This window comes from Bacillus proteolyticus (assembly GCF_001884065.1).
Classification (GTDB): Bacteria; Bacillota; Bacilli; order Bacillales; family Bacillaceae_G; genus Bacillus_A; species Bacillus_A proteolyticus.
This window is the reverse complement of the sequence record NZ_MACH01000020.1, coordinates 1-20,975: the sequence shown is the minus strand read 5'-3', so window position 1 is coordinate 20,975 and position 20,975 is coordinate 1. Positions and strand designations below refer to the sequence as shown.

At 32.9% G+C, this 20,975-nt stretch carries 17 protein-coding genes and 1 pseudogene; 7 read left to right on the top strand and 11 right to left on the bottom strand.

Annotated elements, in window-relative coordinates; genetic code table 11:
- Window positions 1–19: 19 nt before the first annotated feature.
- From BAQ49_RS03270 to BAQ49_RS03235, 8 genes are all read right to left on the bottom strand, one after another.
- The gene (locus BAQ49_RS03270) at window positions 20–850 is read right to left on the bottom strand and encodes a DUF2705 family protein (protein WP_001214556.1); all 831 of its coding nucleotides are present in this window, start codon (window positions 848–850) and stop codon (window positions 20–22) included.
- Entirely contained in the window at window positions 847–1,581 is a 735-nt protein-coding gene (locus BAQ49_RS03265; RefSeq protein ID WP_001058380.1) for an ABC transporter ATP-binding protein, read from the bottom strand. The genes BAQ49_RS03270 and BAQ49_RS03265 overlap by 4 nt, the downstream gene beginning before the upstream one ends.
- A gap of 115 nt (window positions 1,582–1,696) precedes the next feature.
- Window positions 1,697–2,305: a flavoprotein gene (locus BAQ49_RS03260; RefSeq protein WP_001072911.1), complete on the bottom strand. Its 609-nt coding sequence runs from the start codon at window positions 2,303–2,305 to the stop codon at window positions 1,697–1,699.
- Between the two features lie 25 nt (window positions 2,306–2,330).
- Window positions 2,331–3,686 (bottom strand): lanthionine synthetase C family protein, encoded by a 1,356-nt coding sequence (locus BAQ49_RS03255; RefSeq protein ID WP_071744172.1) that lies wholly within the window; start codon window positions 3,684–3,686, stop codon window positions 2,331–2,333.
- A 17-nt stretch (window positions 3,687–3,703) separates the two neighbouring features.
- Entirely contained in the window at window positions 3,704–5,587 is a 1,884-nt protein-coding gene (locus BAQ49_RS03250) for an ABC transporter ATP-binding protein (protein WP_071744171.1), read from the bottom strand.
- On the bottom strand, window positions 5,559–8,774 hold the full coding sequence (locus BAQ49_RS03245; protein ID WP_071744170.1) for a lantibiotic dehydratase: 3,216 nt from the start codon (window positions 8,772–8,774) through the stop codon (window positions 5,559–5,561). The genes BAQ49_RS03250 and BAQ49_RS03245 overlap by 29 nt, the downstream gene beginning before the upstream one ends.
- A gap of 86 nt (window positions 8,775–8,860) precedes the next feature.
- Window positions 8,861–9,001: a gallidermin family lantibiotic gene (locus BAQ49_RS03240; RefSeq protein ID WP_000606628.1), complete on the bottom strand. Its 141-nt coding sequence runs from the start codon at window positions 8,999–9,001 to the stop codon at window positions 8,861–8,863.
- 47 nt (window positions 9,002–9,048) lie between these two features.
- Window positions 9,049–9,189 (bottom strand): gallidermin family lantibiotic, encoded by a 141-nt coding sequence (locus BAQ49_RS03235; protein WP_000606628.1) that lies wholly within the window; start codon window positions 9,187–9,189, stop codon window positions 9,049–9,051.
- A 237-nt stretch (window positions 9,190–9,426) separates the two neighbouring features.
- Here BAQ49_RS03235 and BAQ49_RS32735 point away from each other — a divergent pair, with 237 nt between their 5' ends.
- The 5 genes and pseudogenes from BAQ49_RS32735 to BAQ49_RS03215 all read left to right on the top strand — a co-directional run bounded on the left by BAQ49_RS32735 (window position 9,427) and on the right by BAQ49_RS03215 (window position 14,711).
- Complete coding sequence (locus BAQ49_RS32735) at window positions 9,427–9,600, top strand: hypothetical protein (RefSeq protein WP_001030236.1); 174 nt, start codon at window positions 9,427–9,429, stop codon at window positions 9,598–9,600.
- The gene (locus BAQ49_RS03230; protein ID WP_071744169.1) at window positions 9,575–10,543 is read left to right on the top strand and encodes a polyprenyl synthetase family protein; all 969 of its coding nucleotides are present in this window, start codon (window positions 9,575–9,577) and stop codon (window positions 10,541–10,543) included. Before BAQ49_RS32735 ends, BAQ49_RS03230 begins: the two co-directional genes overlap by 26 nt.
- A complete protein-coding gene (locus BAQ49_RS03225; protein WP_001244598.1) occupies window positions 10,536–12,677 on the top strand; it encodes a sensor histidine kinase in 2,142 nt (713 codons plus the stop codon). Before BAQ49_RS03230 ends, BAQ49_RS03225 begins: the two co-directional genes overlap by 8 nt.
- Window positions 12,649–13,257 carry a response regulator transcription factor gene (locus BAQ49_RS03220; RefSeq protein WP_000022202.1) on the top strand — a complete coding sequence of 203 codons (609 nt, stop codon included), beginning with the start codon at window positions 12,649–12,651 and terminating at the stop codon, window positions 13,255–13,257. Before BAQ49_RS03225 ends, BAQ49_RS03220 begins: the two co-directional genes overlap by 29 nt.
- 891 nt (window positions 13,258–14,148) lie before the next feature.
- A pseudogene (locus tag BAQ49_RS03215) lies at window positions 14,149–14,711 on the top strand (GNAT family N-acetyltransferase).
- A 263-nt stretch (window positions 14,712–14,974) separates the two neighbouring features.
- On the opposite strand, the gene BAQ49_RS03210 reads toward BAQ49_RS03215, so the two are convergent.
- The 3 genes from BAQ49_RS03210 to BAQ49_RS03200 form a co-directional block, all read right to left on the bottom strand.
- Window positions 14,975–15,643 carry a protein kinase family protein gene (locus BAQ49_RS03210; protein WP_116733427.1) on the bottom strand — a complete coding sequence of 223 codons (669 nt, stop codon included), beginning with the start codon at window positions 15,641–15,643 and terminating at the stop codon, window positions 14,975–14,977.
- A gap of 600 nt (window positions 15,644–16,243) precedes the next feature.
- Entirely contained in the window at window positions 16,244–17,884 is a 1,641-nt protein-coding gene (locus tag BAQ49_RS03205; RefSeq protein ID WP_071744167.1) for a M20/M25/M40 family metallo-hydrolase, read from the bottom strand.
- Window positions 17,885–17,959: 75 nt separating this feature from the next.
- Window positions 17,960–18,709 carry an IclR family transcriptional regulator gene (locus BAQ49_RS03200; RefSeq protein WP_000250741.1) on the bottom strand — a complete coding sequence of 250 codons (750 nt, stop codon included), beginning with the start codon at window positions 18,707–18,709 and terminating at the stop codon, window positions 17,960–17,962.
- Window positions 18,710–18,973: 264 nt separating this feature from the next.
- Between BAQ49_RS03200 and BAQ49_RS03190 the strand changes: the two genes are divergently transcribed.
- Together BAQ49_RS03190 and BAQ49_RS03185 are read left to right on the top strand one after the other, a co-directional pair.
- Window positions 18,974–20,398 carry an amino acid permease gene (locus BAQ49_RS03190; protein ID WP_071744165.1) on the top strand — a complete coding sequence of 475 codons (1,425 nt, stop codon included), beginning with the start codon at window positions 18,974–18,976 and terminating at the stop codon, window positions 20,396–20,398.
- 174 nt (window positions 20,399–20,572) lie between these two features.
- The gene (locus BAQ49_RS03185; RefSeq protein WP_070139697.1) at window positions 20,573–20,920 is read left to right on the top strand and encodes a VOC family protein; all 348 of its coding nucleotides are present in this window, start codon (window positions 20,573–20,575) and stop codon (window positions 20,918–20,920) included.
- Window positions 20,921–20,975: the final 55 nt, after the last annotated feature.

Sequence of the window (20,975 nt, the reverse complement as noted above, 5' to 3'; positions counted from 1 at the left end):
TTGAACTCCCTCCTAGTTTTCAAATAAAATAATCTCTTTTCACAAATGACAAGTATGCGAACACTCCAAATAGGAAAATATAAATCGCTTCCACTATAACAATGTAAATATTTATACTATTACTTGATGAAAGTAGAAACGCTATACCTGTATGCTGAATTTTAACGATTGACATGTACATAAGATGTAGTACAGTATTAGCGCTAATTATCGTTTGGCTAGAGAATTCTAAAATCTGTGGAATTGCAATAGCAAAGAAAATAAAGGCCACCCCTGATCCAAGAGTAATCATCGTACTTCTACTTAACGCCCCTATTAATGTAAATACAGAAACAATACAAATCATAGTAATGAAACATGCAAAGAAATACTTTAAGTTATATAGTATCGCCCCTGCAATAGAAACCTTGGTTTCATCTATAAATGTTATTAATGTATCTACTTTTGGAAAGAATAAATAGCCTGCTATGGAATTAAAAATCCAAAACAAAGTTAAATATAGGAACATGGTAGTTAATATAGTAGCAAGCTTAGCTACAAAAAGTTGTGAGGTAGAAAATGGACGAATCAAAATCATTCTTAATTGTCCATTTTCTACTTCATGCGCTATAACAGTAGAAATCAGTATTATAGCAATAATATTAAACGAAACCACAAGATGCTCAGAAATACTTATTATAGGAAAATTTAAAGCAGTAACGTAATCTGGTCTTCCAGGAGAAGTATGTTGATTCCAGTTTAGATAATATTTAACTGACGCAACTACCATTAAAGGTAAGAAAAACAAGATTATCCAAGTTATTTTTTGCGTCCAAAGCCTTTCAAATTCAGAAATAAAAAGCCCCCTCATGATGTCATCATCTCCACAAACACATCTTCCAACCTTTTTGTTGGATCTGTAATTAACTCTTCTTTCCTTCCTTGGGTGATAAGCTTTCCATTTCTAATTATGACAAGGCGGTCACACATTTGCTGAATTTCATCTAGTAAATGGCTTGAAATAAAAAAGGTTAAATTTTTCTTTTCACGAAGTTCAAGAATTAATTCCCTTAGCTCTCTCATGCCCATAGGATCCAGACCATTGGCTGGCTCATCTAATAAAATAACATCTGGATCACCTAGAAGAGCTTGTGCAATCCCGAGTCGCTGTCTCATTCCTAATGAATAATTTTTAATTTTCACATCTGCATCGTCAGTTAACCTTACAATAGATAGTATTGCTTCTACTTGTTCCAATTGTTCCTTTCGAGAAAGAGCAGGGTATAATCTCGCTAAATTTTGTAGCATTTTTCTACCCGTCATATATGGGAAGAATATTGGTGATTCGATAATTGCGCCCATATTCATCAAAGCCTGTTGTCTATTTTGATTTACATCTTGACCACTTATTTTTATGACTCCTTTTGTCGGGCGAATTAATCCTGTAAACATACGCATAACAGTTGTTTTTCCTGCCCCATTCGGCCCCAGAAAACCACAAATATCTCCTTTATATATTTTAGTTGAAAAATCATTTACTATTGTCTTGCCACCTACAGTTTTTGTTAAGTGATTTGCTTCTAAAACTATTTCATTATTCATATAAAATCCCTCCTTATGGACTAATATAGAAGACAAATATTAAAAAAAAATAAAGAAAAGAAAAAAAATAAAGAAAAGAATAAAGAAAAGAAAAAAACTCACAAAAATGTGAGTTTTAGTACATTTCAACCGTTTCATGTACAGTTACTGACTTTCTTTTCTCAAATTCCTTAAAGAGTATATGCAATACTTCTTGATTATTAGGTAAAACATAGTTCGGTTTCAAAGACATAGTCGCAATTTCAAAAGCTGTTGTTTTCAAAGGCGGAATCACTATATGATCATATTCTTTTAAAAGTTTAACATTATTCTGAACTACTTTTTTCTCCCACATTAATTTGTTCATATTAGGAAAAAAGAGAACTGGTTTATCATGAGCAAGAATGACTGTACTTAATAAATCATCAGCTAAACCATGAGCTACTTTTGAAATAGTATTTCCTGTAGCTGGTAATACCATTAGTAAGTCTGCCCATCTAGCCAATTCCACATGACCTGGTTTACCACTTAGGGTAAGTTCCTCATCGATAAATACCTCATTACAATATAATTTCACGGTTTCTGCAGGGATAAGTTTTATTGCACTTTTTGTCATGATAACCTTTACTTCACTAAAATTCGCTTTCAATATAGCTAAATATTGAAAAATTCCAGCTACTGCAATAGAGCCGCTTACTCCTACTAATATTTTCTTAGAATTAAGCAATTGATTCATTTGGTTCATACTGTAACATCCTCTCAATTCTTGATTAGGAAATTAGAAATACTCCGTCCCACCATGGTTCCTCTACTGCGCTTAGACTTAATAATGTTAAAAGTACACCACTTACACCTTCCAATAGTCCTACCTTGTTTAGCTCGTTTGAAGTCTGCTCATTGGATTGTAAGTCTTTAAAGCCAAATGGTGCTTGAGGATCATATGCATCCATTACATAATCTATTAATTTTGTAATGGATTGCATCGATATTTCCCCGTCTTCATCTTTTGCCATCCTAATAGACATTTGTAATAATCCCGCTCTTCCATGACAAAATGTTGGAGACGATAAATCCCATTCTTCCTCACTTTGTAAAAGTGTATCTTGATAAGAACTTAATGCAATTTTCATGGCCTTCTGATCCTTCAAGGATCTCCCAGCCAGATAGAGAGCTCTTGCTACTCCTGGATTTCCATAGCACCAGCCTTTTCGCTTCGGATACACGTGGTATGATTGGTCATTGACCACTTCTTTAAAACTAAGCCTCGCAGGCCACGAACCTTCATCTTGCCATTTTATTAGCCAATCTATCATTTTACGAATCGCTTGCTTTTGTCCAGGAACTTCAATTCCTTGTTCGATAGCCAACGCCATCAAGGAAAGTGGGCCAGGCATTCCATGAGCATGGCCGCAATTGAAATTCCCATCCGGAAATAGTATCTTATCTGTTTCCAAAAACTGATTGGTGTACGGTACGTACCAACCAGGTAGAACTTCTCCATTCACCTCAATGTCATTAGACATACTAACAAAACAATTGAGAATTTGTTTGAGTGCTTCCAAATTTGATTCAAGTTGAATATTTTGCAGCAAATAACGCCCTACTCCAGTAGCACCTTGGATTGTATCGTACATAAATGGATGAACACCACATTCTTCTTTCCCGTAGTTCAATACAAGATGTAACTGCGAAAGTACAAATTCATTTAACTTTTGCAAAAATATGTGATATCTTTCATAGTTACGCGAAGCATATGATGTCGCATATGCAATACCAGAAACACCGCCAAACATAGAAATACTATTCACACCTTGTTTTTCTATTGCCTTTTGTATTTCTACCAAGTGACTATGTGCAATAAGATCCCATCCCTCTTTTGGAAACTGTCGATCTAATTCTGCAAATAACATTATAGTACCTGGATAGCCATGGGATAAAGTAATGGGGTCCCATGGATGAAGTGTTCCTCCATTTGGTATATTATCAGGCTCCATAACAATTTTTTCTACATACATCGGATCCTTTAATTGCTCTGCTATATCACGAACTAACTTTAATGCTTTATTTCTTTTTTCAATACTAATTCCCTGTAACCAAAATGACTTTTTTTCTGTAGTTAATTGCATAGTTTTCTCCTCTCTAATTAAACATTCACTTGAATTTTGGAATAATCTATAAAATTTTTAGCTTGTAACTCAAATAGTCTTGCGTATATTCCTTTTATCTTTAATAGTTCATTATGAGTACCTAGTTCCACGACTCTACCTTTATCGAGGACCATAATTTTTGTAGCATGCCTTACAGTTGAATACCGATGGGATATAAAGAGCCCCATACAATTCTTTGTAATTTCTTTAAAATCTCTAAAAACCTCTTCTTCTGCTTCTGGATCTAATGCGGCAGTAGGTTCATCTAGAATATATAGGCTCGCATCCCTCATGTATGCTCTTGAAATGGCGATTCTTTGCCATTGCCCTCCGGATAACTGAATTCCGTTCGCAAAAGTTTTCCCAAGTTGTGTATCCATTTGGTTAGGCAAACTATTAATCATCTTTAATGCTCCAGATTTTTTAGCAGCAGCTTGTATAGCCATTACTTGATCGGCTTTTTTATAGTCACCATAGCCAATATTATCTTTAACATCTAGTTCATATCTAACAAAGTCTTGGAAAATAGCACTAATCTTATCCTGCCATTCGTTTGTACTGTATTGATGAATGGGTTTTCCATCTAATAGAATAATCCCTTCAAAGTCCGTATAAAGTTTTGTAATTAACTTTACAATCGTAGATTTACCCGAACCATTAGATCCGACAAGAGCCAATGTTTCACCTGGTTTTATGTGAAAATTCACTTTTTTTAATGTATACTCTTTTTGACCAGGATACTTAAAAGAGACATTTATAAATCGAATACCTTTTTCCTCAAAAGAGATGCTATCTAAATAAGTATTGTCTCCATTATTTGAAACATCCCTTTCTTCAGGAACGTCCAAAAATGAGAATAGTTGAGTCATATAAAGATTGTTTTGGTGCATATTAAAAATCATATACATTAATTCATTAGATGTTTTTTGTGTAGTATTTACAGCTTGAAAATAAGCGATAAGACTTCCAATAGCAATAATCCCTGTTACAGCATCCATAACCACCATAAACTGCACAAACATTACAAAAGCCACGCTAATTAATTGAAAAAATAGGTCAATCCTCATCTTTTTTAAAAGCAGACGTCTATCTTGCAGATAAAATCGATTGAACATATTTGAATAATTTTTTAGAAGTAAATTGCCCAATCCAAATAATTTCACTTCTTTTACTGTGATGTCTGTCGTTAGCAAATAGTAGTAGTAAAATTGTTTTCTTGTTTCTTCGGCACGCTTATGACCAATTAAAAAAATTTCTTTTCCAATTTTCATGATTGACCAGGAAGAGATTAGTGGTAATAGAATTAAAATTAGGGTAAACTGCCAGTTCCAAATCATTAAGATACCGGAAATAGAAATCACAGTTATTCCACTTTTTATAATCCCCATAAGTTCTTCAAAAATAGCAAATGGTTTATATGTGGAATCTTGGCGCGCCCTTTGAAGTTTATTGTAAATTTCTGGGTTCTCGAAACTGGAATAAGGTAATCTTTTTGCTTTTTCTATTAATTTTACATTGATTTTATTAGAAAGAAGATTTCGGTAAAGCTGTTTATATGTTTCCAAAACTGATCCTGTAACACCCGTTAAAATTGTAACTAGTGCAAAGGCTATAAAAAACGGTAAAACATGAGTAAAATAATCATCCTTGTACCCATTCTGGTAGATGTTTTGTACTGTATTAACAAGGTATTGGATTGTCAAAATCAATGCTGCAGGTAATAATCCATTTAAAAAATTTAAGGTAAGCACACAGAAGAAATATCCTCTGTGCGTTTCCCATAAAAGTTTAAATAAACCAGGCCAATAATGAAAAGACTTTAAAATATTTGAAAATGATAGTTTCTCATCTTCAGGTGTGTGATTGAGTATCTGTTTCATTCTCATTCCTCCAATATCGCTGGCTTGATAAGATATGCCGCGTAAAGGCAAGTGCTTTTTTTTCTAGTTCCCGATTAGCTCCCAATAGTCGATTACAATGCATATGAATAATTGCTCCCATAATTGTTTGCTGTTTATTCCAGAGCTTGTCTTCATTTTTATATTGTTTAATACTGGAAACATATTCTTTTAATGATTCTCTCCGAACTAATAGACTTTTATAAATCTCTAGTCCAATTGATGAATTGTAATTACGTAAATTATTCCAATCACCTTCAGGATTTCCAATGTTACTTAATAATTTTCTCATTGGTCTAAATTCATCCATGAATTCATATTTATCTGTATTTCTTTCAATAGTTTCCAATTGTTGTTCATAAGTTAAACCAAAATTCTCCATAATCTCAATTATGTTTAAGGATGCCAGTGCATGTACTGGCAATTCAGCTTGTTGTCCGATCACATTAAGAAGCATTGTTACTGACCTACTATCGTAATGGAAGAAATTCTCGGCCAATTCTATCAGATACGGACCACCATATCGCTCTACTTCTCGTTCATACGTATCAATCGTCATTTTGTGAATAAATCCAGAGTTCATTAAATTATTTGCCCAATCCCTTAAATGAGTAAGAACAGATGCATTCAACTTCTTGGGATCTCCATAAAATCGCAAACGAATATGAGCATCTGGATCACGATATCGCATGAAGAACCATGATTGAGCCAAACCATTTTGTACAATATTATTAGCAAATGATGTCATATATTTTGAAATAAATTCATTCTCTCTTGCTTGTGGAACATAGAGCTTAACATATAGCCATTCACTTCCGGGCAAACGATAAATCATTTTCTCACTAACCATCTCTTTTTTTCCGTCTTCAACAGCTCCTAAACTCTTCCTTTTAGCGACATCGTTCATTTTTTTCAACGGAAATACAACTTCCATTGCATGACTACCCAGCGGGCTGCTAAGGCAATTTTTATTGATGTCATGTAATGATTCCCTCAACTGTAATCTACCCTGCTTAAAAAGTTCATTCTTTAATTCTCGAAGATGAAGAATATTTTCAAGATCAATTAAAATCCTATTGTCACTATACGTCATAAATACATAGCGTGGAACAGCCCATTTCACTCTCCATTTTTCAAATAGGATTAAAAATTCATCATCACTTTTAGGTTTATTTTTCATACCGATAGTTTCTCTATTTAACTTCCAAATTGCAGGAGACAGAATGATATTTTTGTAACGAATCCTTGGATAATAAGGTGAAGATGTCATATTACCCCAATTGAATGTTCTCCAGTGGTCTAAATCATTTAGGGAAACTTCTCTCATAAAGCGATAAATATTAGGGCCACTTTGGTAATTTAGTACATTACCAGCTACCACTTTAATTCTTTTCCCTAATTTTTTAGATTTCAGATAAAAGTTTTCTAATGATGCTCCAACGACAATATCATCAATTGGAATTTGCAAAGTATCTTCATCTCCATTTGTTCCAAGAGTTACAGTTACTTCTCTTGTAGTTTTTCCAATTGCCACATTCGCTGAACGGCCAGTTGCCGGAAGAAAACTTCCCTCTACCATAACGACATCATTATTAAATTGATGGTCAATCTCCACTTCTTGTTGCTGAATTTCACGTCTAACATTTGGATCTAAGATATCTAAAAATCGACCAAATGTGCTTCCTGCTGCATGAGATCCTGGATTTGGGCTTAGGCATAAATTATACTTTCCATTGTCTAATTCCTCTTGCGAAGTAGCATACAATTCTCCATATACTTCAAATGAATCTGGAGCGTATCGAGTATCTTTTTCTATTCCAATTCTGCTAATTATTTCATCAGTAATTTCAATTTCTTTTTGCTGATTATGAATAGCTTCAATAAGCATATATGATAATTGGACATTACGTTCTTCATCTAAAGGCGGCGTAAAATTTTCTCCATCCCTATTTCCTTTTGGATTTTTATATGTCGCGGGTGCTCCAAGCCCTAATTCCTCACTTAAAAGTTCTACCAATGGAACTTCCCTAGTTGTTCCGTATTTTTCTAAAAATTCAATATGATATTTTTGGAGATGAGGAAATCCAACTCCGCTATCGGCTATGCTCCATAACACTTGAGCTGCTTTACTAACATCATTTGCTACGTTTTTTCCTATAGCTAAATCATGCATATTTAAAGCGAAATCTACTTGAAGAGGCGTTGAAACTTCATAAATCCCCTTCATTAATAGGATAAGATCGTTGTATATAGAAAGCCCCTTTCCAAGCTGTAATTGATCATAAACAAGTATTAAATCTTTTACCTTCAATAAATCTTCCCATATTTGATTTTCACCAACTCTTACTTTTAACTTGTCAATCACATAATCAAATGGGGAGTCATATGTAAGTGGCGGTCTTAGCTCAGTTATAAGGTATTCTTGCTCTACCAACTGGAGAATAAAGTTTTCCATTACCTTTATATCTGTGCCTGGATAGTCATTATTCAACTTTTGGAGAAGCTCTTTCACTGTAATATGTGTTTCAGCTAAATCTAAAACTTTCTTAACAACTTCACTATATGTAATTGAAATATTTTCTTTTTTCTCCATATCTTTCTTACGAAGTTGTCCACATTCAGTTGAAAAAGGTAAATATAGGCGGTTTCCGACACGATAAGTAGCATGATTTTTACTAACCATTAAAAATTGGAGAATACAAGGATTTTTTTCAAGTGATGAAACCACTCCCAATAACCATTCCATATCAGGCCGAGTTCTTTTCTTAAATTGTTCAAAATGGCTCATTTCAAGTAAAGATTTTTCTTTAAACTCTCCGGATGCTACCCCGGAAAAAGCTCCAAAAGGTGTTGGGCGTGTTGTCATTCTTAACATATATCTTAATACAGAAGATATTACTTGTTGTGTTTTCCTATTACTTAAATCACCATGTATATATTTAAGAGATTCAAGCAATGAAGGACTTGCAATGGCAATGGCTTCCTTAATGTAATCCATTTCTGCATATTCCCTTAATTTTCCAATCAATAATTCTTGATCCTTAATTTGATATAGTGCGTTAAATGGTAAAAACGGGGATCTAATCATAAAAAATGGTAGAGGTTCAAATATATTATTACATGCGGTTTTATTTGATGTATGAATAGTCTTCCTTTTTTCTGTAATCATTTGGAATCTTCCCTTCTGTTCTAATCAAATATTATAATAGGAGAAAAAGAGGGACACATCTGTGTTCCCTCTTTTTGGGCATTCAATTAGCAACAGAAGCTATTGAATGAACCTGTGTTTCCACAGCCAGGCGTACAAGCTGAAATACTTGTAATTTGTGGATCTACATCACCTGAAGCTGTTGTTACTTGAACATCTAAATCAAAAAGGTTTTTTTCATTAATCATTTTCTTTCCCCCTAAATTTTTTTAAGATAATATGTCTTATATAGCAATTAGCAACAGAAGCTATTGAATGAACCTGTGTTTCCACAGCCAGGCGTACAAGCTGAAATACTTGTAATTTGTGGATCTACATCACCTGAAGCTGTTGTTACTTGAACATCTAAATCAAAAAGGTTTTTTTCATTAATCATTTTCTTTTCCCCCTAAAATTTTTATTAAGACGTTATGTCTTATGTGTCTAATTTATCAGATAAATATCCTAGTAGAATCCGTATATTCCGCAAGTTTATATTGTAAATTCACGCATAATAAAAAAATATATGTAAATTAAGTATTAAAAATTTAAGGACTATATTGAAAATATCCCGTTTTTATTGTATTTTTTTATATAGAACTAAAATACAGAATATTTGGAAAGAGGGTTTTTTATGAATAAAGCAATATGGGAATTTTTAATGGAGATGAAAAAAAACAAACTTACCTTTGAAACTTATGAATTATGTCCTTCATTGGAGACACTATCAGTTGAAGAGCGAATTGTATTAGATGAGTATGCAAAGGATTTCCGGGTGAAAATTGATGGTGGAAATCAGTGGGTTTAAAGATTGTTTAATCAATCATATTGATTACCATATCTCCTACCGTAATCAAAGTGATGAATCTGAAATACTTCTACTTATTCAGAAATGTCTTTCTCATAAAGGAAAGATTTTAAATCCTGAATCTTCTGGCTTCTCGTGGGGAGAGCTATATCTAGCTCTTTCTTTTTTGACCAAACGACAACCAATAACAAAAAGAGAATTAGATAAGGCAATGGGGGTTGAATTTATCTTTTTATCAGCGGATATAATAGATGATTTGTGTGATGGAGACGTATTAGATCCATTATATTTTAAAAACGAATATCCTCGTTTTTTGTTAGTTTCTCAATATTTACTTATGCAAGGACTGATATACTTAACTTATAAGACAAAAGATACTGCAACACGAGATCTTCTCCAACAATTGATACATTCGTGTTGTGGAGAATGGAAAGATATCCAATTTTGTTTTTCAATAGATAAAAAAATAATTTTAAGTGAAGAAGAATATGTGAAACTTATTGAAAAGAAATCTGGTCTACTCACAGAAATTATCTTTCGAACTATTAATCCTGAAAATAGAATTTTAAAAGAAATCACATCTTATATAGGGATAGCTGGTCAGCTAAGAAATGATGCTAATGATGCCATGACAGATAATAAAAATGACCTTCAGGACTTAAAGGCTTATCTTCCTTTTTTAAAAGCTTATGAATATAGTTGCAAAACACAGGATAATTTTTTTGAAAATTTAACGGATAAACAAATATCTTCTTCACCTGAAGTTCGGGCATTAGTCCGGGATTACATAGAACAATCTGGAGCACTACACTATTGTCGTATCCTATCTCAACTATATTATAGAAAAGCATTTGCACTCTTAGAAATGCATTTTGTTCTTTCTAAAGACGAAATGACTTATTTTCAAATGATGGTTATGGGCAGAGGTCACTCCTATGCGTAATATTTGGTTCTGTATACCTTTAAGCATTTTATATTTATTAATACTTTTAATAAATAACTACTATTTTCACTCTAGTAATTTTAAAGAAAGCGTTAACTCTTTATTAATTAGTCATTTTTATATGATCAGCGTTATTAGTCTTATTTTTTTTACTATAGGATTAATTAGCTTTTTAAAAAAAAGACAATCTATTGTAGCAAAAAAATTCTTTTCTCTAACATCAGTCTTTGGGATAGCTATTTTAACATCCTTATTATCTAGCTATGATATAAATATTTTTAAAGCTATAGAGGTGAGTAGTATTTTTATGCTTTCTTATCTCTTAATAAGTTTTTTCTCTAATTTCCCTGTATCTACTAAACCAAAATATGTAAAAATATTCAACCTTGTATCATTTGTAATTTCAACAGGATTGACAATTATTTATATAATTTTTTGTTGTTTTGGATATATGTCTAACAATAATTTTAGCTTTTTATTTAAAGTTTTACTAATTACTAACCTATTTCTGAGTATTAGCATCTGTGTTTTTCTTGTTTCATTACATTTACGAGAAAATAATCTTAAGGTGAAAAGTCAATTATATATTCTGATTTTTGGTATTATTCTTAGTTTTTTACCTATTGTTCTACTTAATCTGATTCCCGGTCTACTTTTTGGGGAATCTAAAATTCCATTTACATATTGTTTACCTAGTATTATTATATTTCCTTTAACTATTTCTTATTTATTAATAAAGCAAGAAGTTATCGAATTTGAGATTAGAATTTCTAAATGGCTAACAAACTTACTCTTTTACTTGCTCAATTTCTTATTTTTTAATTTTTCAGTTGAGCAATTCATAGATTTGTCACAAAAAGAAATATTTATACTATGCAGCTTAAGTGTATTATCTGTTGTACTCTCTGTATATATATATAAACTTATTCTCTCATTATTTAGGTATTTAAACATAAAAAAGGATGCACAATCAGGTTTACATAAGATTGAGCTTTTTCAAACACTCTCGAAGGAAAAACATGCTAAAGAGCTTGCAAAATTAGTCGGACAGCTTATTAACCAGATGTTTAACATTAACGGCGTTTCCGTAATATGGAACTCAAATAGTATTTATCATTCATTATATGAGACAGGTATTTTTCAGGATATGGATAAATTTGAGCTGTTTAACCAATTGAATCAACTTGAACAGAATTACTTACTAAAGGAAGGTACTACTCCAATTCATATTCAGTTTGAAAAATACCACTTAATTTGTTTTCCAATACTCATTTACCAAGGCATGCAGGGAGCTATTATTATTGGTGAAAAAAATGATTATACATTATTTAAACCTCAAGAAATTAATGAACTTGAAGAGGTTGTAATAAACTCGGCAAATTTACTATTAAGTGTTAATACTCTCAATAGTAATAAAAAAGAAATTCGAAAAGCAAAGGTAAAAGCTCAAAACTGGAAACAATTTAATTATCAGATTATTCAATCTCTAGAGAGTGAAAGGAAAAGGCTTTCGATTTTCTTACATGATGAAATTCTTCAAATTCTTATTTTGCAATTAAACGAAATAAGAATGCTTCAGACCAAAAGAAACTTTTCTATAGACATATTAAATTCAATGGATGAGCAACTTGAAGATATTATCTATAGCATTAGAAAAATGTGTCATAATCTTCACCCTATTATCGTAGAAGATTTAGGTTTAGAAGCGAGTTTACACACACTAAAACGCGAGTTCGAATTAAATTATCGCATTCTCATTCATATACAATTTAATTGCAAATTAAAAATTCTCTCGAAAAATATCGAAATACAGATTTATCGTATTATAAAAGAGCTACTGAATAATGCTATAAAGCATTCCAAGGGGAATAATGTTCAAATACATATCATAGAAGAAAGAGGCTGCTATGTTTGTACTGTTGAAGATGACGGCATAGGCTTTTGTGTTCCGAACAGTTTTTCTGAATTTAGTACAAGCAACCACCTTGGTCTAATGACCATCCAGCGTCAAATTTCCGAGTTGAACGGAAATTTGAGGATATCTTCTGAAAAAGAACATGGAACATTAGTCACATTTACCATACCAGTAAATTGGGAGGAAAATAATGAGTATACATACACTACTAGTGGATGACCATTTGTTGGTTATGCTAGGCATCCAAAGACTACTAGAATCTGAGGAAGATATTGAGGTGATTAATACCGTTCACGATCCTTCCATATTAATTAAAACTGTGGAAGATACCCGTCCTGATGTAATTGTTACAGACATCAGGATGAAGCAGTATAATGGTATTGAACTTACAAAAGATTTATTGTCAAAATTTCCGGATGTAAAGGTTGTAATTCTATCAGGATATGATCATGAAGAATATTATAATGCGGCCTTTGAAGCTGGAGCAAGTGCATACATTACGAAAGAAAGATCAGCATTTGACCTAGCTAACGCAATTCGTCAAAGTCACATGGGATATATACTATTTTCTAAGAATCAGATTATAGGAAATAATATTGAAGCACTAACTTCTGCTGAACAAAGAATATTACTCTTAATCTCAAAAGATAAAACAAATTATGAGATTAGTACGGACCTTTCAATCAGTAAAAGAACTGTAGAATATCACATTTCTTCAATTATTAGAAAACTGGGTGTAGATTCAAGAGTTGGAGCAGTCGTAAAAGGGATTAAAAAAGGATTAATTGAAGGTTTTTAAGGATAAGGGGACATTGCAGAACTGTTATGTCTAAAAGTTTATTGATAAATACAGTGACACAGAATCATAGTATATAACCACCAATACCTGCAAATGAAGAAATAGGACTCATGATTGGGTCCTATTTCTTCATTTGAGATAAATTTAACCAGATAAAAATTACAATCTTTTATTATATTCATAAATTCCCTTCCCATTATATTTTAAATTCATTCTGTATATGTTCCCACCACATTTCTCTCAGGCTGGAAAAGCAAAATCTTGCTCAAAATGAAAACACGCCATCCTTTCCTATGATTCTACAGAAAGAATAGCGTATTTATTCATTTTAGGGGGATTTTATTTTGTTAGCTTGATAGCGATGTGACGCTACCCCATTATGCAAAAGATAAAAATTGGAAGCTAATAGATGAAAAATAATAATTCCTTATTCAACTAACGCATGCATTAGTTGAATAACCTAAGGCTGCTTCGGTAGCCATTTTTTCGTACCAACTGGCAGTTTAGTTTTCAATATGTGAAAAGGGATTTCTAAGTGATTAATTGAATATATATTTATTGTTTACTAATTTTTTGGAGGAGCCTTTAGGGGAGATAAGCTTTACTTGCTATCAAGTTCTTAATGAAGAAAGACTAGGAGCTTCGCACGGTTCTATAATAACTTATAGTGATGCTGTGACAGGATCTCCTGTTAGTGAGATAGGGTGTTTTTTAATTTATGTATTATAGTAACGTACCCGAAGAGATTGATATGGTGACATATCAACCAACTGAGGTGGTACCACGAAATTGCAACTCTCGTCCTCAAGAATTATTTCTTTTGGGTGAAAGTTTTTTTACTATATAAGTTTCATTCTGTCATAATTTAAAGTTTTCGAGAGGAGAAATGATATGAATCCTATTTTATTAGATGTTCCGTTACAAATAGAAACAGACAGACTAATTCTTCGAGCACCACTTCCAGCTGGTGAAGGGAATGTCGTACACCAAGCTATTAATGATTCAATTAGTGAGTTAAAGCAATGGTTGTCTTTATTCCAGTCAATTCCTACTGTTGAAGAAACGGAAATTCTCCTGAGAAATGCGCATATAGATTTTTTGAAAAGAGAAAGCTTTCGCTATCTTATCTATAATAAGGAGACGAATGATTTCGTTGGAACGGCTAGCCTTCACCGAATTAATTGGAAGGTTTTAAATGTGAAATTGGATACTGGATTAACACCCAATTTAGTGGCAGTGGATATATGACAGAAACAGTAAGTGCTTTAACAAACCTTGGATTTCAGTTATTCAAATTTAGAAGGATTGAAATACGATGTGAATCTAATAACACGAAAAGTCGTGCGATCCCTGAAAAACTAGGCTTTGAACTTGAAGGGATATTACGTAATGAAGATTTTTCAGCTGACGGCAAACAACTAACTGATACCTGCATCTATACAAAGGTAAATTAGATTGAAATTTTAATACTCAATTGAGTCTGTGTACATAGTTTATTCCCCTTCTAATCCATTATTGTGATTTGTTCAGAACTATAGTACATCTATATATTTAAAATGCAATGTACTGAAATGATATATTCTATTAAAACAATAAATTTTACTTCTCATAGTAATAATATCAGTATTATAGATGTTACAATCATTTTATAAATAACTTCATGAAGTTATAAAATTAGGACCGTACATATTAGACATATCTAAAATGTACGGTCCTTTTACAATTTGAATTTCTTTTTAAGCTTCTTATATTTTCTATATGAACGTCTAACAATGTTTAACATGAAATATGGTATTTTAACAGGGAAAGGCAATTTATAAATAAAAGGCAAGTAAAATGTAAAATATGCCTTTTCTAGGTCTCTCCACTTACTATCTTCTTTTGTTTTTAAGAAATCAGATACATCGACTACATATCCCCTTCCGTTTTCCATCATCACATTTTTCCCGTGAACATCACAAGGAGTTAATCCTTGCTCCCTTGCATACTCTATAGCTTCATTGATATCAAGGATTACCTGCTTAGGAATTTTAATCCCCTTATGAATAGCATCGTATAAGGTAATTTCTTTTAAACGTTTCAATACTATGAAATTTTCTCCTTTATATATAAGCTTCGAATAAGAAGGATGATTTCCGATTCTTCGGTATACTTCTGACTCTTTTTCAATTCCTTCTCCTTCTCGCGCGTAAACTTTCACTACCCAATCTTTGTATTCTTTGTGCATAAATACTGCGGCATAATTACCTGTCCCTAAACACTTCCAAAGTCTAGGAATATCTTTAACTACTACAGGCTCGAATTCATCCTCACTTCTTATGCTTACCTCTTTTAATAATTCGTCCTTTATCAATCTTACAAAACTATTTATACTCATCATTTCCACTCCGGTTTTGCTAAAAGGTGTACTACCCCATACCCATCAAGTTAAAAAGTACATTTTTCCCTAATACAAAAAAATGAGCAGACTTCACTAAGTAACTAACTTTAGAGAAATAAAATTTTCATTTAGGGGGGTACTTCAAAAACTTAAAATGGATATTCTACGCAAATATATACTATTAATAAGTTATGTTAACTTCACATGATTATATTATACAAAAACTCTGCAAATACCGTTACAAAAAGTGTACACGCTACATTTATTAATAATATACAACTTATACAAGTTGTTCAATGAAGAATATTTCGCAGATAAAATTGACTGTTTTAAACCAGAAACTTCAAACCATTTACTCCCATATACTCAAGGAGTTAACAAATGGATTGGTTTATTTTTTGTCGGAGGAAATAGATTAGCAGATGGAGAAAGCACTGGGTGCACTTCGTATGTACCGATTGTTCAGAATGGTGAAACAACTGATTTTCAAGCAACATTAATAAATGAGGTACTGTCACATTCTCATAAAGCTAAGGCTTCAAACCATTCATTAAGCAAAAAAAGACCGTATTATTACGGTCTTTTTTTATCCCCCTTACACAGAAACTATGACTGTGTAACTTTATTAGAAACAAGTAGTTTTTCAATACATATAGGTAACATATCTAATAACGTTTCAAATGCGTAATTTACGTCCAAACGCTCCGTCCATTGATGTGCATCTTTTCCTACCGGTCCCATATTTAATACTGGAACGTCAAACTCTTCTAATTCCTGAAGTGGAATCGAATATCCTTTATCCCATAATGGCATATTGTCTACAAGAGAACTCATTGAATCCAATGGGTTCTGTAAGCCCACATAGCTCAAATCTGAAATTCCTCCAAAATAATTTTGATTTTCAAATGTAATGCTATGATTATAGTGGGCATACTTTTCCATTTCTACGACTACCTCTTTAATTAAAGGATTGTTGCGTGAACTCACAGCTGGATAGTATGGCGGAGCAAAGAAAAGTACAATCATTGGAGCCTTTTCTTTACATAAGATAGTTAATTTGTCTACTAAATCAATAGTTACCGCACGATCATCTTTATCTTCTCTATTTTTTATAATATCGGATTGAATTTCATTTATTTTTTCTCTTCCATGTTGTTCAATTGCATAAGCGATAAGCTCTTCATACGTTAATACATTTACTTTGAGACTCGGCGGTATGAACGGATTATACTTAGAAAAATGATACGCGCGCTCCTCATATGATTCTTCGATTTTCTCTGCTACTTTCGTTACTTTTTGACGTAACAATGAAACTACATCTGTCATCTTTTTTTCTAGTAAAAACAAATTAAATAACGTGACAGCACGATGAGGAATTTGTACAGAATAATCCTCCTTTAAGTCTCTTTGAAGCAAGTTAGTTGGTGGAGGACTCGCCTCACCATCTACAATATCACAAAGGTCAGTATTCAACTCTAATTCAGCTGTTAATAATGCAGCCATATAGCTCCCATTTAATCCTGCAAAAGGTTCGCCTACATGTGTCTCTTTTCCATAGCAAAGGAAACCAGGTAACACTTTACCAATAGAACCAGTATAAATATACTTATTTTGGTCACCAGGATGTCTTGAAAACATAGGCTCTGAATTTAAGACCGTTTTATAATCTAAGTCATGTTCTTTTGCTAAATCTAATAATCTCGGCACTGCAGCTCTCATCCCTACAGAGTTCACTTCTTCATCTGGAACAGCCAATAAAAGAACATTCCCATCAAATCTTCCTTCACAAGCTTGCTCAACCATCGCCATTTGTAAAGCTAGACCACATTTCATATCCATTGTTCCTCTACCAAAGAGCCAATCTCCTTGTTCAATATCTTCACGTACATGATCTGGTAGCTCATCTTTATGAGAATAAAACATAGATGTTAATTTTTTAGGGTTAAATGCATCTTCTTTCCATACTCCATAATCTTGTACATCTACAACATCAAAGTGACTAACAAGAATTACAGTATTTTTCGTACTATCACTTTTCTTTACTAGGGCTGTAACAAAATATCGTCCATCCCCCGTCGGATTTTTTTGCAAATGATGCGGATTTTGTTTGAAATACTGTAAGTCAGATAATTGTTCTACAACAAAGTCTGGCAATATAACTTCAGCTTCTGAACCTGTAATACTAGGAATTTCAACAAGATCGCTTAATAATTGCACCATTTGTTCTTTAGATTGCCACTTTGACATATAAATCCCCCTATTTTTCCGCATTATGAAAATCAATTCCAATATATGAATAAAAAATGACGACAGTTATCAAAATTATACTTCTGATGTTCTGCCGATTTTTATTGATATTTCATGAGCAGCTTGTTTTACCTTACTAATAAGAAAAGATAGTCGATCATCATTAATGCGATGACTAATCAATCCGATACTTAATGCTCCTACTACTTTATGATTAAATCCTATAATAGGTGCAGCTACTGAAGCTGTCCCTTCTGTTTTTTCACCATAACTCACAGCATACCCTTCGTTTCTTATCTGCTTTATTTGATCGAAAAGAATTTGCTTTTGTTCTGGTAAAGAAGAAAGTAAATGTTCTACAATGTGTTCCATTTCATTCGTGTTCATATTGGCAAGCATCGTTTTATTTGCGGCGCCAATCGAAAGTGGAATCTGCTCCCCTAAGTTATCGATAACTCTAATTTTTAAAGGGCTATCAATTCTTTCAATGATAATAGAATGTGTTCCATTTGGAATGTTCAAATAAACACTTTCTTCAACTTCAGAGGCCAACCGCTTCATCACTTCTCTTGCAACAGATCTGTAGTCTACCTTCTCCAATTGACGTAATCCTATTTCCATCCACATTGGTCCAATCTTGTACTGTTTTGTTTCTGAAATCTGCGTAACTAACCCATGCTCCATTAGAGAGTTCAGTAACCTATGTACTGTACTAACCGGGAGATGTGTTCTATCAGCTATATCAGAAATAGCCCAATACTCTTTTTCATTTGTAGAATTCAATAGCTTAATAATACCTATTGCTCGATCAATGGACTGTACCATAACTCGCCTCAACTTTACTTGTAGTGTGTTTAGCCTAATTAACTATCAATTTAACAAAATTTCAAACTGAAATCAATTAATTTATTTAATTTTCAAAATAAACAAAAGATACGCTATCAACATTTTGAAAACGCAAACAAAAAAATATTGACTTTTTCTCTTAATTATCTGAAAATTAGAACAAGATTTCACATCACGGAATACATTCCATAATACGGAAAAACATCAATTTTCATACTACCAATTATGAAAGTGAGGAAAACAATGACGCAAGTAAACAATACAAACAATGAATTAAAGCGCACGATGAAAAGTAGACATTTATTCATGATTGCACTCGGTGGTGTGATTGGAACGGGGTTATTTAACGGATCTGGTTTTATTATAAGTAAAGCTGGACCTGGTGGATCCGTACTTGCCTTTGTGGCCGGTGGGTTATTAATGTATCTCGTTATGCTATGTCTTGGTGAGCTTGCCGTAGCAATGCCTGTATCAGGTTCTTTCCAGGAATATGCAACCAAGTTTATTAACCCTGCAACTGGGTTTACAATCGGATGGTTGTATTGGCTAAGCTGGGCGAATACGACCGGTCTTGAATTTACAACTGCCGGTATTACGATGCAGCGCTGGTTTCCTGATATTCCCGTCTGGGTCTGGTGTTTAGTATTTGGCGTTACAATATTCACGATTAACGCATTATCCGCTCGTAGTTATGCAGAAACAGAATTTTGGTTTTCAAGTATTAAAGTATCTGCCATTATTGCTTTTATTATCCTTGGCGGCGCGGCTATGTTCGGTTTTATTGACTTAAAAGGAGACGAACCAGCTCCGTTATTTTCAAATTTCGTAAATCATGGTGGTTTATTCCCGAATGGACTGGCCGCTATTTTATTAACAATGGTTACGGTCAATTATTCCTTCCAAGGTACCGAACTTGTCGGAATTGCAGCAGGTGAAAGTGAAGATCCAGCGAAAACTTTACCTCGTTCTATTAGAAATATTATATGGCGCACGATGTTTTTCTTCGTCTTAGCAATCTTTGTTCTTGTAGCTTTAATTCCTTGGGAAGAAGCAGGATTAACGAAGAGCCCATTTGTTGCTGTTTTTGATAATATCGGTATTCCATATGCAGCTGATATTATGAACTTTGTTATTCTTACTGCTGTTCTTTCTGTCGCAAACTCAGGACTGTATGCTGCAACTCGAATGCTTTGGTCATTATCAAAAAATGAAATGGCCCCAGCCTTTTTAAAGAAATTATCATCACGAGGAATACCTTTAAACGCTTTAATCTTGACGATCGCTATTTCTGCTTTTTCTCTTTTGACAAGCGTTGTAGCTGCTGAAACGGTTTACTTATGGTTAATTTCAATTTCTGGAGTCATTACAATTATTGTTTGGATGTCAATTTGTGTTTCTCAATTCTTTTTCCGTAAACATTATTTAGCCGAAGGTGGAAAATTAGAAGACTTAAAATTCAAAACTCCACTTTATCCTCTTGTACCAATTCTTGGATTTGGATTGTATGGCATTATATTATTAAGTCTTATCTTTATCCCAGATCAAAGACTAGGAATCTATTGTACTGTACCATTTATTATCTTTTGCTACACCTACTATCACTTTAAGGTTAAGAAAAGAATTGCTACTAACACTCATACAGAGACTAAAATTAGCGAAACTTCGTAATACTGTACTATATTTAAAAGACCGCACATTGCTTTTACCTCATGTGCGGTCTTTTATCATTGCTTTATTCATTTTTCCAGGCCTCCTATTTCCCACTTACTATTACTCTTTTGTTTTGATATATTGAATACATAGTCACATTAAAAATTAAAAGACAGACAGGGGTTAAATACAATGATAAAAGGTTTCGGAGGAATATTTTGGAGAACTAAAAATCTTGATGTTATAAAAAAATGGTACAGTGAAGTGTTGAAGATTGAAATAGAAAATTGGAATGGGACCGTGATTAAACCCGAATTAGGAACTGAGACTATCTTTTCTTTCTTTGCCGAGAATGACAGTTATTTTCCAACAGAACAACAAGTAATGTTAAATTTCCAAGTACATAATCTAAACGAGACTATTCAGCATCTTGAACATATTGGTGTACCTCTTGAAAAGAAAGAAGAGATTAGTGAATTTGGAAAGTTTATTTGGATTAAAGATCCTGAAGGTCGATTGATCGAGCTTTGGGAGAAATAGTGGATTTTAATCATTTGCTATTAAGCTAACAGATACTTTAGTTCAATAAGGTAAA

Coding starts and splice junctions, on each gene's coding strand:
- BAQ49_RS32735 (WP_001030236.1), top strand. CDS start 9,427: ATGAATAAAGCAATATGGGAATTTTTAATGGAGATGAAAAAAAACAAA.
- BAQ49_RS03220 (WP_000022202.1), top strand. CDS start 12,649: ATGAGTATACATACACTACTAGTGGATGACCATTTGTTGGTTATGCTA.
- BAQ49_RS03255 (WP_071744172.1), bottom strand. CDS start 3,686: ATGCAATTAACTACAGAAAAAAAGTCATTTTGGTTACAGGGAATTAGT.
- BAQ49_RS03270 (WP_001214556.1), bottom strand. CDS start 850: ATGAGGGGGCTTTTTATTTCTGAATTTGAAAGGCTTTGGACGCAAAAA.
- BAQ49_RS03225 (WP_001244598.1), top strand. CDS start 10,536: ATGCGTAATATTTGGTTCTGTATACCTTTAAGCATTTTATATTTATTA.
- BAQ49_RS03250 (WP_071744171.1), bottom strand. CDS start 5,587: ATGAAACAGATACTCAATCACACACCTGAAGATGAGAAACTATCATTT.
- BAQ49_RS03205 (WP_071744167.1), bottom strand. CDS start 17,884: ATGTCAAAGTGGCAATCTAAAGAACAAATGGTGCAATTATTAAGCGAT.
- BAQ49_RS03265 (WP_001058380.1), bottom strand. CDS start 1,581: ATGAATAATGAAATAGTTTTAGAAGCAAATCACTTAACAAAAACTGTA.
- BAQ49_RS03240 (WP_000606628.1), bottom strand. CDS start 9,001: ATGATTAATGAAAAAAACCTTTTTGATTTAGATGTTCAAGTAACAACA.
- BAQ49_RS03190 (WP_071744165.1), top strand. CDS start 18,974: ATGACGCAAGTAAACAATACAAACAATGAATTAAAGCGCACGATGAAA.
- BAQ49_RS03200 (WP_000250741.1), bottom strand. CDS start 18,709: ATGGTACAGTCCATTGATCGAGCAATAGGTATTATTAAGCTATTGAAT.
- BAQ49_RS03260 (WP_001072911.1), bottom strand. CDS start 2,305: ATGAACCAAATGAATCAATTGCTTAATTCTAAGAAAATATTAGTAGGA.
- BAQ49_RS03185 (WP_070139697.1), top strand. CDS start 20,573: ATGATAAAAGGTTTCGGAGGAATATTTTGGAGAACTAAAAATCTTGAT.
- BAQ49_RS03245 (WP_071744170.1), bottom strand. CDS start 8,774: ATGATTACAGAAAAAAGGAAGACTATTCATACATCAAATAAAACCGCA.
- BAQ49_RS03235 (WP_000606628.1), bottom strand. CDS start 9,189: ATGATTAATGAAAAAAACCTTTTTGATTTAGATGTTCAAGTAACAACA.